Genomic DNA, 12,086 nt, shown 5'->3' on the forward strand with positions numbered 1-12,086 from the left:
GTCCTCCGTGAAAGGGTCAGGCGCGCTTGGCGTCATGGGTCAGGCGCAGGATCATCGGCGTCAGGATCAGCTGCATCGCCAGGTCCATCTTGGGGCCGGGCACGACGATCGAGTTGGCGCGGCTCATCCAGGATCCGTCGATCATCTGGGTCAGATAGGGAAAATCGATGCCCCTCGGGTTGCGGAACCGGATCACCACCAGGCTTTCGTCGGCCGTGGGGATCCAGCGCGCGATGAACGGGTTCGACGTGTCAACCACCGGCACGCGCTGGAAATTGATGTCGGTCTGGGTGAACTGCGGACAGATGCAGTGCACATAGGCGTGCATGCGTCGCAGGATGGTGTCGGTCACGGCCTCGGTCGAATAGCCGCGCTGGGCGCTGTCGCGGTGGATCTTCTGGATCCATTCCAGGTTGATCACCGGCACCACGCCGATCTTCAGATCGGCCAGCGCGGCCAGGTTGACGGTGTCGTTGGCCACCGCCCCGTGCAGCCCCTCATAGAACAGCAGGTCGCTGCCGTCGGGAAAGGGTGCCCAGTCCGTGAAGGTGCCGGGCGGGGTGCCCCATCGTTCCGCCTCGCGGTCGTCATGAACGTAATGGCGGGTCTGGCCGCGCCCCGTTTCGCCATAGACGCGAAAGATCTGTTCCAGCGCCTGCAGTTCGTTGGCGTCGAAGCTGAAATGGCTGAAGGTCGCGTCGCCCGCGGCCAGCCGCGCGGCCAGTTCGGCCTTCATCGCGGCGCGGTCATAGCGGTGAAAGGCATCGCCCTCGATGCTGACGGCGGTGATGCCCTCGCGGCGAAAGATCTGGTCGAAGGTCGACTTGACCGTCGTGGTGCCCGCGCCCGAACTGCCGGTGACCGAGATGATAGGATGCTTGTGGCTCATGGGGTCCTCAGGTGCGAAACAGGCCGCGATGGCCGAACAGGGCCGACACCTCGGCCTCGGGCAGATCGTGATAGGCGGCGACGCGGTCGACCTTGTCGACGCAGCCGAAGACCAGCGGCGTGCGGCTGTCGAACCCGGTGATCACCGCGTCCAGGATCGGCAGCGCGCCGTCCGTTGCCCGTCCCCCGGCCTGTTCGATCAGGAAAGCGATGGGCGCCGCCTGGTGCAGCATCGACAGGCTGCCCCGCGCATGCCCCGACCGCGCATCCGCGGGCGCAAGGTAGATGCCCCCGCGCATCAGGATCCGATGCGCCTCGGCCACCAGCGACGGGGTCCAGCGCAGGTCGATGGTCCGTCCGCGCGGGCCCTGAACGCCGGCCAGGCAGTCGTCGACATAGGCCCGTACGGGGCGCGGCCAGTGGCGGTACTGCGACATGTCGATGGCCAGGTCGCGCACGGTGTCGGGCAGGGTGGCCCGCGCCCGTTCGATGGCGAAGGCCCACCCGTCCAGCGCCTGCACCTGCACGCCGTCGCCGCAGGTCAGCACCATCAGGCAGCGCGGTCCGTGCATCACGTATCCCGCCGCCCGCATCTGCCGCGCGGGGCGCAGAAAGCTGTCCTCGGCCGTGGCCGCCGCGTCGAAGATCGCGAACAGGGTGCCCGTGGGGGCATTGGCATCAGGCTGGTCGGGCGGCGAATGCGCGATGGCCAGGGCCAGCGCGCCCTGCGGATCGCCCCCTTCGGGCGTGGCCCGATCCGCCCGGCTGATCCAGCGCAGCCCCTTGCCTCGCAGCGCAGCCCCGGTGGCCAGGTGGCGCGCCAGATCATCCAGGCAGGCGTGCAGATCGGCCGGGATCAGGTCCGTGTCGATGGTCGCTTCGGTCATCGTCCCCTCCCCGGCACGAGTGCTGCCAAGGGACATTGACAGGCGCCCGCGTTTCGGAAAATTTAATAAGGCGAAAGACGTATTCAGGAAAACTTAAGATGCGCCATGATGCCGTCACCCTGCGCCAATTGCGCGCCCTGCGCGCGGTCGCCGACAGCGGCAGCCTGACCCTGGCCGCGGCGCAGCTGGGCCTCAGCCCGCCCGCCATTCACAGTCAGCTGAAATCGCTGGAGGATCTGGCTGGGGCGCCGTTGCTGCTGCGCGCCGAGCACGGGGCGTTTCGCGCCACCGCGCAGGGGCGTGCCCTGCTGATGGCAGAGGCCCAGATCGCCACCGCACTGGCCCGCGCCGGGCGCGAGGTCGCGTCCCTGGCCCAGGGGCACAGCGGCAACGTGGTCCTGGGGGTGGTATCCACCGGCAAGTATTTCGCGCCGTTCCTGGTCGCCACGCTGCAACGCGCCCTGCCGCGGATCGAGGTGACGCTGCGGATCGGCAACCGCGACGCGATCCTGGCCGCGCTGGCCGCGGACGAGCTGGACTTGGCGATCATGGGCCGCCCGCCGCGCGAACCCGCCGTGATCGCCGCCCCCATCGGGCCGCATCCGCACATCATCATCGCGGCACCCGACCATCCGCTGGCGGCCCAGGACCCGGTGATGCCGATGGACCTGCTGTCCCAGACCTTCCTGTCGCGCGAGGAGGGGTCCGGCACCCGCATCCTGATGACCCGCTTTCTGGACCGCATCGGCGAAGGCACGCCGTGGCGCGCGACCGAGATGGGCACGAACGAGACGATCAAGCAGGCGGTGATCGCGGGCCTGGGCATCGCGCTAATCTCTCAGCATACCTGCACCGAGGAACTGCGCACCGGCCGTCTGGTCGCGCTGCAGGCCATCGGCCTGCCCATCCAGCGCAGCTGGTACCTGCTGCACCGCGCCGACCGCGCGCCCAGCCCGGCCACCGAACGCATCCGCGCGGCCATCGCGGGTCTTGGCGGCAGCTTCCTGCCGCGTCTGGAGGGGCGCGGCTGATCTTGCCGGTTCCGGATCGTGTTGTCGTGCGGCCGTCGCCCGGGCAAATACGAACGGCCGGCCGCTATGGCGGGCCGTTCCCCTAATCCACCGACACCACCTCTTAACGCTGATCCGTCAGCCGGCGTCGCGCAGGGCCGTGACCTCTCCCGCCGGGGCAGAGGCGCCGCCTTCGAACACGACCCGCCCGCCGCTGGCGTCGAACTGCGCCTCGACGATGCGGGCATAAGCGCCGACCTTGCTCTCCAGGATCATCTCGCCGCCGCGCCGGCTCTCCAACGTAAAGCTGTACAGCCCGTCAGGCAGCTTGGTGTCGTCGGCGCTGCGGCCCAGCCAGTCGATCTGGCCCTCTCCGGGGCCGATCTCCTCGCGCGTGACCTCGCGACCCTGCGCGTCGCGGGTGACCAGTTGCACACTGTCGGCCAGGGAATGGGGCACCACGTCCAGGGTGATGGCGTCGTCGCCGAACCAGACCGGGGCGGTGGTCCGCCCCTCCTTGCCGATCCAGCCCGCGATGCCCGCACCACCCGCCTGCCCGGCCATCTGCTCTAGGAACTTGTTGCTCAGCGCCGCCTGTTCGACCCCGGCGAACGTCGCCAGCTGGATCGCAAAGTCTGTGCTTTCCATGGGGTTCAGCGGGTCCTGATTCTGCAGCTGCGCGGTCAGCATGGTCAGGAACGTCTGGAAGTCCCCCCCCGCGCCGGCGCCTGCGAACCCGCCCGCGCCTGCCGCAGAGGGGGTGGCCGCGGGAATGGTCACTGTCGGGCTGGTGATCGCGTCAACCATGAAAGGCTCCTATAATCTGATGTCCAGGCGGCGGTCGCTCAACGCGGTGGGCGACATGCGGACCCGCAAGGGGGCGGCCGAAAGGGGAATGTCGTCGTCATCGCTGGCACGGCCCTGCGCAGGCTGGCTGTCGCTGCGGTCGTCGCGGCGGAAATCCAGACTGCCCGCGGACACGCCCGCATCGGCCAGCTGCTGCGTCAGCAGGTCCGCGTTGCGGCGCACCAGGTCCAGCGTCTCGGGGCGCTCGGCCCAGATGGTGATCTGGCCGCGATCGGGGCCCGACATGACCAGGCGGATGCGGCCCAGCTCCTCGGGGGACAGGGCGATCTCGGTCCGGTCGCCACGGGTGCTGACCAGCGCGTCGGTGACCTGCTGCAGCACGGGGCGCGGATCGTGCGACGCAGCCTGCCAGCCGGACCCGGCAGCGGCGGTGGGCCGTGCGGCGGCGGGGGTGTGCGAATCGGTGCCGAAGGGCAGTTCGGCCAAGGTCTCGGCAAGGCCTGCGGGCAGGGCGATCTCGGATCGAGCGGCAATGACGGGGTCGCGGGCCACCGTTGGCGCCGGACGGTCCGGTGCCGCCCGGTCGATCGGGGGCGGGGCGGTGTTGATCGGGCCGCCATCGATGGGGCGTGGGGCCGCGACACTCTCGGTCGCTGGGATCGGACGGCCTAGGCGCGCCGGTGTGACAGGCTGGCCGCTGCCATGGATCGGGGCCACCTGTGCGGCGGTTGCCCCAGGCAGGGTGGTGGCCGGGTTGGCGGCCTGCTGTGTGACGCCTGCATCCACGATGGGGGTCTTGGTCGGCGCGACTGCGGTCTGCACGGCCGGCGCGTCCGGGGCATCAGTCTCAGCAGGGGTCGTCGGGTCGGTCGACTGCGGTGCCGTTGGAACCGCATCGCTGATCAGGCTCGCATCGGATGTCCCTGCGTCCACGGGCAGCAGGCTGGCCAAAGGATCGCCGCCCTGAATGTCGGCTGATTCGTCAATCTCGGGCGCTGGCAGCTGCGGAAGGCCTGCGGCCAGCGCCTCGATCGCGGGATCGGTGCCGGGCGGTGCGCTGAACTCTCCGCTGAAGCCCATCTGCTGCTCTAGCCATGCCGCAAGCGGGTCCTGCGGTGGTGCTGGCACCGCGGTCGCCGGAGCGGCTGGTACCATCGCGCCTGCCGACCAGACATCGAAACCCGATTCGCCCGTCACGGGAACTGGCGTCGCCGCATCGACGAAGGCATCGGTACGGGCGGGCATGGGCGATATGATCTGGATGTCAGCCATGAAAAAGCCTCTTTGGGTTTTTTCCTGATTAGTCCTTATTCCTTACCAATTATTTACGACGCCCCGATATTTTGAATCCCATCGTCATATGCAGCGGGGACCGAATGCAGATCGAACCGATTATTCCCACGGCGGCTCAAAAGCCCTCGCCCGTGGCGGTCGCGAATCAACTTGAACAAGCATTTCTGGAGGAGATGCTGAAATATTGCGGCCCCGGCCCGTCCGAAGGCGCCTTTTCCGGCGGCGCCGGAGAGGAGCAGTTCTCCAGCTTCCTGACGCGCGAACATGCGGGGCTGCTGGCGGAACGCCTGGACCTTGGGTTTGCCGCCATGCTGGAGGGCCGCGCATGAGCCGCGCCCTGACCCGCCAGGTGGCCCAGATCCGCGGCGCGCTGATGGCCGGAAATGCCCAGGCAGCGCTGGCAGGATTGGACGAATTGACCCGCATCGCCGCGCGCAAGGGCATCGATACCCCCACCCGTGATCTGCTGGAGCCCGCCTTGGCCGACCTGCGCGCGCTGGCACAGGCCTCGCTCAAGGGCGCGCAGCAGGCGGCCGAACAGGTTCGCGCCATCGTGCAGGCCGCGCGCAGCCTGCAGACCTATGATTCCTTGGGTCAGCGCCACGTGAATGAAACCCGCGCGAATGCACCGCAAAGGTTTTGATAAAATGCGTCGGAAGGTTTGTTTGAGAGGAGGGCCGATATTCACTAGTTGTCAATAACCGGCCGCTAAACCGGGGACATGCCAGGGAAATGGCAAGGGCAACCGCCCGACAGGTCAGAAGGCCACAAGATGCAACCTGGGTGCAAAGCACCTTATATTGGAGGACACCATGTCCAGCATTCTGACCAACAACAGCGCCATGGTCGCGCTGCAGACCCTGAAGAGCATCAACTCGCAGCTGGGTAAAACCCAGTCCGACATCGCGACCGGCAAGACCGTCGCGAACGCCAAGGACAACGCTGCCGTCTGGGCGATCTCGAAAGTCATGGAAACCGACCAGTCGGCATTCAAGACGATCCAGTCGAACCTGAACGTAGCCGACGCCGTGGTGGGAACCGCCCGCGCTGGCGCCGAGCAGATCACCGATCTGCTGAAGGAGATGAAGAACCTGGCGATCGGCGGTGCCAACGACGCTGCTGACTTCGGCAAGATCCAGACGGATATGGCGAAGAAGGTCGAGCAGATCACCGCGATCATCGAGGGGACGCAGCTGAACGGCGTCAACCTGCTGAAGACGAACCCGACCGGCACCAACACCGCCTTTACGGTTCTGGGTTCGCTGGACCGCACCAACGGCACCGTGGCCACCGGTGCTGCCAACATCGAGGTCGACTCGGTCGACTTCGAGGCAGGCCTGGATGTCGCCGGTCTGACCGCGGTCACCGACCGTGCCTCGGCCGAAACCGCGATCGGCGAGATCGAGGCCCTGATCGACGTCGCTGTTCAGGGTGCCGCCGATCTGGGTTCGGCCGGCAAGCGGATCTCTGACCAGTCCAGCTTCGTGGGCAAGCTGTCGGACTCGCTGAAAACCGGCATCGGCTCGCTGGTCGACGCCGACATGGAGGAGTCGTCGGCTCGCCTTCAGGCCCTGCAGACGCAGCAGCAGCTGGGCATCCAGGCGCTGTCGATCGCCAACCAGGGGCCGTCGGCCGTCATGTCGCTGTTCCGCTGATAAGACCGGCGGGCGCCCCAAGGGCGCCCGTCACCCTCTGAATATCATTCAGCCCCTGATCACACTCCAGAATGGGAAGCACGATCTTGAACGCGGTAACGCCACTGACCGACCATGGCTACAGGACATCCGCCATCCGCTCTCCGCGCGATGCGGAATACGACATCTTCTCGCGCGTCACGCGCATGCTGCGGCAGGCCCCGCGAAAGGCCGACAACACCGATACCATCCAGGCGGTGCACAAGAATTCCGAACTGTGGACGATCCTGGCAACCGACCTTGCCGATCCCGGCAACGGGCTGCCCGATCAGGTCAAAGCCGGCCTGATCTCGCTGGCGGGATTTGCCATCCGCCACGGTCAGGCCGTGATGGCGGGCAGCGCCCAGACCGATCCGCTGATCGACATCAACATGACCGTCATGCGCGGTCTGCGCGGAGAGGGCGCACCATGAGCGGCCTTGTCCTCAAGCTGGCACCGAACGAACGCGTCCTGATCAACGGCGCGGTAATCGAGAACGGCGACCGCCGCACCAAGATCGCGATCAAGACGCCCAATGTGAACGTCCTGCGCCTGCGCGACGCGATCCACCCCGATAGCGCTCAGACACCGGTGTCGCGCGCCATGTATGTCGCGCAGATGATCCTGTCGGGCGATGCCGAACCGTCCGAGGGCCGCCGGCAACTGCTGATCGCCATCGAACAGCTGAGCCAGGTGTTCGACGATCGCGACAGCCGCCTCCTGTTGGCCGAGGCCAGTGCCGCCGCGGTCGATGCGAATGCCTATCAGGCGCTGCGCAAGCTGCGCGACCTGCTGCCCCGAGAGGCGCGGCTGTTCGCCGCCGCCCGGACGTGAGGGTATCATGACCATCTCTGTCGGCGCCACGGGCCTGCTGGGCTGGAAGATCGTCCAGCGAACCGAGGCCCGGCAGATCGAATCCGTTGCCCGCGACCCTGTGGTCCAGCGCAGCACGACCTACTTTCGTGACAACATCGCGGCCACCACCAAGGCCGAGGAGTTGATCAAGGATTACCGCCTTTTGAGCACGACGCTTTCGGCCTTCGGGCTGGAGGCGGACCTGCCCAACAAGGCTTTCATCCAGAAGGTTCTGGAAAGCGATCCCGCGGACAAGTCGTCGCTGGTCAACCGTCTGGCCGACAAGCGCTATCTGCGCATGAACGAGGCGATGGGCTTTGGGTCGACGAAGCCCGCCAAGGATCTGGCCGACACCATCAGCACCGCCTTTGTGCAGCGTGAATTCGAACGGCGCATCGGTGAAAGCGACGACAACCTGCGTCTTAGCCTGAATGCCCGGCGCGAGGTGCAGGAGCTGGCAGGCCGCACCTCGACCGACCGGACCCTGTGGTTCGAGGTCATCGGCAACGCCCCGCTGCGCAAGGTCTTTCAGGGTGCATTCGGGTTCGGCGACAATTATGCCCGACTGCCGATCGACCGCCAGCTGGAGGAATACACCAAGGCCTCGGAGAGGCTGCTGGGCAGTTCCAGCTTCAAGGACATTTCCAAGCCCGAGAATGTGGAGAAGCTGATCCAGACCTTCATGGCGCGATCGCAGCTGACTACGTCGCCCACGGCCAATCGCTACAGCGCGGCGCTGACCCTGTTGCAGAACTTCTGACCCTGCGTCACCCTGGCGGCGGGCAAAGCCTGATTTCCACGCGCCAGCGGCCCGCCGCACCTTGCGCCCAAGGCGTGGCTGGCTATAACCCCGGACGATTTGCCGCGATCGATGCACGACCAGCCCGGGGGCCAGAACCATGCCGAAACGTACCGATATCAAGTCGATCCTGATCATCGGGGCAGGGCCCATCGTCATCGGGCAGGCCTGCGAGTTCGACTATTCCGGGGCCCAGGCCTGCAAGGCGCTGCGCGAGGAAGGTTACCGGGTCATCCTGGTGAACTCGAACCCGGCGACGATCATGACCGACCCGGAAATGGCCGATGCCACCTATATCGAGCCGATCACCCCCGAGATCGTCGAAAAGATCATCGCCAAGGAACGCCCCGACGCCTTGCTGCCGACGATGGGCGGCCAGACCGGGCTGAATACCGCGCTGGCCCTGGCCGACAGCGGCGCGCTGAACCGCTATGGGGTCGAACTGATCGGCGCGCAGCGCAGCGCCATCGAGATGGCCGAGGACCGCAAGCTGTTCCGCGAGGCGATGGACCGCATCGGCCTGGAGAATCCCAAGGCCACGATCATCGCCGCCCCCAAGCTGGCATCGGGCAAATACGACATCAATGCCGGCGTCAGCCAGGCGATGGACGCGCTGGAGGAGATCGGCCTGCCCGCGATCATCCGCCCGGCCTTCACCTTGGGCGGTACCGGCGGCGGCGTGGCCTATAACCGCGACGATTACGAACGCATCGTCCGCTCGGGCCTGGACGCCTCGCCCATGGCGCAGGTTCTGATCGACGAAAGCCTGCTGGGCTGGAAGGAATACGAGATGGAGGTCGTGCGGGATCGCAACGACAACGCCATCATCGTCTGCGCGATCGAGAACATAGACCCGATGGGCGTGCATACCGGTGACAGCATGACCGTTGCCCCGGCCCTGACCCTGACCGACCGCGAATACCAGATCATGCGCACGGCCAGCATCGCGGTCCTGCGCGAGATCGGCGTCGAGACCGGCGGTTCCAACGTGCAATGGGCAGTGAACCCCGCCGACGGCCGCATGGTCGTGATCGAGATGAACCCCCGCGTATCGCGGTCGTCCGCGCTGGCCTCCAAGGCCACCGGCTTTCCGATCGCCAAGATCGCCGCGAAGCTGGCGGTGGGATACACGCTGGACGAGCTGGACAACGACATCACCCGCGTTACGCCCGCCAGCTTCGAGCCCAGCATCGATTATGTCGTGACCAAGATCCCGCGCTTTGCGTTCGAGAAGTTTCCGGGCAGCAAGCCCGACCTGACCACCGCGATGAAGTCCGTGGGCGAGGTCATGGCGATCGGCCGCAGCTTCCACGAATCGCTGCAGAAGGCGCTGGCCTCGATGGAGAACGGCCTGACCGGCCTGGACGAGATCGCCATCGAGGGCGCGTCCGAGCAGGGCAAGCCCGCCGTCATCGCTGCCCTGTCCAAGGCCACCCCCGACCGCATCCGCGTCATCGCCGAGGCGATGCGGTTCGGCCTGTCGGATGACGAGATCCATCGCGTCACCAGCTTTGATCCGTGGTTCTTGGCCCGCATCCGCGAGATCATCGATGTCGAGCATCACGTCCGCGAGAACGGCCTGCCGACCGATGCCGACGGGATGCGCCGCATCAAGATGATGGGCTTTACCGATGCCCGCCTGGCCCACCTGACCAAGACCGACGAGACCACGGCGCGCCGCGCCCGGCGCAACCTGGACATCCGCCCGGTGTTCAAGCGCATCGACACCTGCGCGGCCGAGTTCGAGGCCCAGACCCCCTACATGTATTCCACCTACGAGGCGCCCGCGATGGGCGACGTGGAATGCGAATCCCGCCCCACCGACGCCAAGAAGGTCGTCATCCTGGGCGGCGGTCCGAACCGCATCGGCCAGGGGATCGAGTTCGACTATTGCTGCTGCCACGCCTGCTATGCGCTGACCAAGGCGGGCTACGAGACGATCATGATCAACTGCAACCCCGAGACGGTCAGCACCGATTACGACACCTCGGACCGGCTGTATTTTGAACCGCTGACCTTCGAACACGTGCTGGAGATCCTGCATACCGAACAGCAGAACGGTACCCTGCACGGCGTCATCGTCCAGTTCGGCGGCCAGACGCCGCTGAAGCTGGCCAATGCGCTGCAGGACGAGGGTATCCCCATCCTGGGCACGACCCCCGACGCCATCGACCTGGCCGAGGACCGCGAGCGGTTCCAGCGCCTGCTGCAGGATCTGGGCCTCAAGCAACCGATCAACGGCATCGCCAGCAGCGACGCCCAAGCCATCGAGATCGCCGAGCGTATCGGCTTTCCGCTGGTCATCCGCCCGTCCTATGTCCTGGGCGGCCGCGCGATGGAGATCGTGCGCGACATGGACCACCTGCGCCGCTACATCACCGAGGCCGTGACCGTCAGCGGGAAAAGTCCGGTCCTGCTGGACAGCTATCTATCCGGCGCGATCGAGGTCGACGTCGATGCCCTGTGCGACGGCGAGACCGTCCACGTCGCGGGCATCATGGAGCATATCGAGGAGGCCGGCGTCCATTCGGGCGACAGTGCCTGTTCGCTGCCGCCCCACACGCTGGATGCGGCGACCGTTGCGGAACTCAAGGTCCAGACCACGGCCATGGCCCGTGCGCTTAAGGTCAAGGGCCTGATGAACGTACAGTTCGCCCTGAAGGACGGAGAGATCTTCGTGCTGGAGGTCAATCCGCGCGCCAGCCGCACCGTGCCCTTCGTCGCCAAGGCCACGGACAGCGCCATTGCCTCGATCGCCGCGCGGCTGATGGCGGGCGAGCCGATGTCGAACTTCCCCGCGCGCGCCCCCTATCCCGAAGGTGTTGGCCCGGAAACCGACCTGCCCTTTGCCGACCCGATGACGCTGGCCGACCCGATCACGCCGTGGTTCTCGGTCAAGGAGGCCGTGCTGCCCTTCGCCCGCTTCCCCGGCGTCGACACGCTCTTGGGCCCGGAAATGCGCTCGACCGGAGAGGTCATGGGCTGGGACCGCAACTTCGCGCGCGCCTTCCTCAAGGCGCAGATGGGCGCGGGCACCGACCTGCCGACCACCGGCCGCGTCTTCCTGTCCGTCAAGGACGCCGACAAGACGCCCGCCTTGGCGCAGGCCGCCCGCGACCTGGTGACGATGGGCTTCGATCTGGTCGCGACCTCGGGCACCGCCGATTTCCTGGATGCGCAGGGCGTGGCGTCCACCCGCGTGAACAAGGTCTATGAAGGCCGTCCGAACATCGTCGATCGCCTCAAGAACGACGAAATCGCGATGGTCCTGAACACGACGGAAGGCGTCCAGGCCATCGCCGACAGCCGCGACATCCGCGCCGTCGCCCTCTACGACAAGATCCCCTATTTCACGACCGCCGCAGGCAGCATCGCCGCCGTGGCGGCGATCAAGTCGCGGGAGGAAGGGGAAGTCGGGGTCAGGTCGCTGCAGGCTTAGGTCTGCAGCGATATTGCCACTTAACTGGCTGGGTAGCCGCGACGACTGTAGTTTACGAGCCAACCCTTTGGCGTCACAGAAATTGTGCGACGTCTTAGATCTGTTTCATCCATTGAGCTTTCTACCAGCCCTGCTTCCTCTAAGGTTTTGACTTGAGGTCGCATGGCTTCAGGACGGTCATATCCAAATTTGGCATGATCGCTCGGAGCAACTATACCCCCCTCATCAATAATTTTCTCAAAAACCTCCCAAGGTTTTGGAGTTAGTCGCGTACTAGCCCTGAACTCATCGGCTTCTTCTGCAAGCCACGCTTCCAGCAACTCGAATTTATCCTCTGGGGATGCATTCGTGTTGTTGCTATCTACCAACCATTCAGAAAAATCAGAACAGAACCTTAAAGACGTTCGTAGGTTCTTGAGGTGCCCCCCGAAAAC

At 66.0% G+C, this 12,086-nt stretch carries 13 protein-coding genes; 8 read left to right on the plus strand and 5 right to left on the minus strand.

Annotated features, from left to right (window positions below):
* Positions 1–16: 16 nt before the first annotated feature.
* Together TW83_RS08535 and TW83_RS08540 are read right to left on the minus strand one after the other, a co-directional pair.
* The gene (locus TW83_RS08535) at positions 17–889 is read right to left on the minus strand and encodes a phosphoribulokinase (protein ID WP_045982332.1); all 873 of its coding nucleotides are present in this window, start codon (positions 887–889) and stop codon (positions 17–19) included.
* A gap of 7 nt (positions 890–896) precedes the next feature.
* Complete coding sequence (locus tag TW83_RS08540; protein WP_052714758.1) at positions 897–1,775, minus strand: hypothetical protein; 879 nt, start codon at positions 1,773–1,775, stop codon at positions 897–899.
* A 98-nt stretch (positions 1,776–1,873) separates the two neighbouring features.
* Here TW83_RS08540 and TW83_RS08545 point away from each other — a divergent pair, with 98 nt between their 5' ends.
* Entirely contained in the window at positions 1,874–2,806 is a 933-nt protein-coding gene (locus tag TW83_RS08545; RefSeq protein WP_045982333.1) for a LysR family transcriptional regulator, read from the plus strand.
* 117 nt (positions 2,807–2,923) lie between these two features.
* Here TW83_RS08545 and TW83_RS08550 read toward each other — a convergent pair whose 3' ends face one another.
* Positions 2,924–3,592, minus strand: coding sequence for a flagellar hook capping FlgD N-terminal domain-containing protein (locus TW83_RS08550; protein ID WP_045982334.1), 669 nt, complete (start codon positions 3,590–3,592; stop codon positions 2,924–2,926).
* 9 nt (positions 3,593–3,601) lie between these two features.
* Positions 3,602–4,864, minus strand: coding sequence for a flagellar hook-length control protein FliK (locus tag TW83_RS08555; RefSeq protein ID WP_045982335.1), 1,263 nt, complete (start codon positions 4,862–4,864; stop codon positions 3,602–3,604).
* Between the two features lie 104 nt (positions 4,865–4,968).
* On the opposite strand from TW83_RS08555, the gene TW83_RS08560 reads away from it, so the two are divergent.
* The 7 genes from TW83_RS08560 (at position 4,969) to carB (ending at position 11,652) form a co-directional block, all read left to right on the plus strand.
* On the plus strand, positions 4,969–5,214 hold the full coding sequence (locus TW83_RS08560) for a rod-binding protein (RefSeq protein WP_045982336.1): 246 nt from the start codon (positions 4,969–4,971) through the stop codon (positions 5,212–5,214).
* A complete protein-coding gene (locus TW83_RS08565) occupies positions 5,211–5,528 on the plus strand; it encodes a hypothetical protein (RefSeq protein WP_045982337.1) in 318 nt (105 codons plus the stop codon). Before TW83_RS08560 ends, TW83_RS08565 begins: the two co-directional genes overlap by 4 nt.
* Before the next feature lie 169 nt (positions 5,529–5,697).
* Positions 5,698–6,540 (plus strand): flagellin, encoded by an 843-nt coding sequence (locus tag TW83_RS08570; RefSeq protein ID WP_045982357.1) that lies wholly within the window; start codon positions 5,698–5,700, stop codon positions 6,538–6,540.
* An 86-nt stretch (positions 6,541–6,626) separates the two neighbouring features.
* The gene (gene flaF / locus TW83_RS08575; RefSeq protein WP_052714760.1) at positions 6,627–6,992 is read left to right on the plus strand and encodes a flagellar biosynthesis regulator FlaF; all 366 of its coding nucleotides are present in this window, start codon (positions 6,627–6,629) and stop codon (positions 6,990–6,992) included.
* Positions 6,989–7,393, plus strand: coding sequence for a flagellar biosynthesis repressor FlbT (gene flbT / locus TW83_RS08580; protein ID WP_045982339.1), 405 nt, complete (start codon positions 6,989–6,991; stop codon positions 7,391–7,393). The genes flaF and flbT overlap by 4 nt, the downstream gene beginning before the upstream one ends.
* Before the next feature lie 7 nt (positions 7,394–7,400).
* Positions 7,401–8,174 (plus strand): DUF1217 domain-containing protein, encoded by a 774-nt coding sequence (locus TW83_RS08585; RefSeq protein WP_052714759.1) that lies wholly within the window; start codon positions 7,401–7,403, stop codon positions 8,172–8,174.
* 139 nt (positions 8,175–8,313) lie between these two features.
* The gene (gene carB / locus TW83_RS08590; protein WP_045982340.1) at positions 8,314–11,652 is read left to right on the plus strand and encodes a carbamoyl-phosphate synthase large subunit; all 3,339 of its coding nucleotides are present in this window, start codon (positions 8,314–8,316) and stop codon (positions 11,650–11,652) included.
* Between the two features lie 20 nt (positions 11,653–11,672).
* Here carB and TW83_RS20520 read toward each other — a convergent pair.
* A partial coding sequence (locus TW83_RS20520; protein WP_157001445.1) for a winged helix DNA-binding protein occupies positions 11,673–12,086 on the minus strand: 414 nt, incomplete at its 5' end.

Origin of the sequence: Paracoccus sp. S4493, assembly GCF_000967735.1 — a bacterium.
GTDB classification, from domain to species: domain Bacteria; phylum Pseudomonadota; class Alphaproteobacteria; order Rhodobacterales; family Rhodobacteraceae; genus Paracoccus; species Paracoccus marcusii.

Bases quoted from the DNA above. Each gene is read 5' to 3' on its own strand.
- TW83_RS08535 (WP_045982332.1), bottom strand. From the start codon at position 889: ATGAGCCACAAGCATCCTATCATCTCGGTCACCGGCAGTTCGGGCGCG.
- TW83_RS08540 (WP_052714758.1), bottom strand. From the start codon at position 1,775: ATGACCGAAGCGACCATCGACACGGACCTGATCCCGGCCGATCTGCAC.
- TW83_RS08545 (WP_045982333.1), top strand. From the start codon at position 1,874: ATGCGCCATGATGCCGTCACCCTGCGCCAATTGCGCGCCCTGCGCGCG.
- TW83_RS08550 (WP_045982334.1), bottom strand. From the start codon at position 3,592: ATGGTTGACGCGATCACCAGCCCGACAGTGACCATTCCCGCGGCCACC.
- TW83_RS08555 (WP_045982335.1), bottom strand. From the start codon at position 4,864: ATGGCTGACATCCAGATCATATCGCCCATGCCCGCCCGTACCGATGCC.
- TW83_RS08560 (WP_045982336.1), top strand. From the start codon at position 4,969: ATGCAGATCGAACCGATTATTCCCACGGCGGCTCAAAAGCCCTCGCCC.
- TW83_RS08565 (WP_045982337.1), top strand. From the start codon at position 5,211: ATGAGCCGCGCCCTGACCCGCCAGGTGGCCCAGATCCGCGGCGCGCTG.
- TW83_RS08570 (WP_045982357.1), top strand. From the start codon at position 5,698: ATGTCCAGCATTCTGACCAACAACAGCGCCATGGTCGCGCTGCAGACC.
- flbT (WP_045982339.1), top strand. From the start codon at position 6,989: ATGAGCGGCCTTGTCCTCAAGCTGGCACCGAACGAACGCGTCCTGATC.
- TW83_RS08585 (WP_052714759.1), top strand. From the start codon at position 7,401: ATGACCATCTCTGTCGGCGCCACGGGCCTGCTGGGCTGGAAGATCGTC.
- carB (WP_045982340.1), top strand. From the start codon at position 8,314: ATGCCGAAACGTACCGATATCAAGTCGATCCTGATCATCGGGGCAGGG.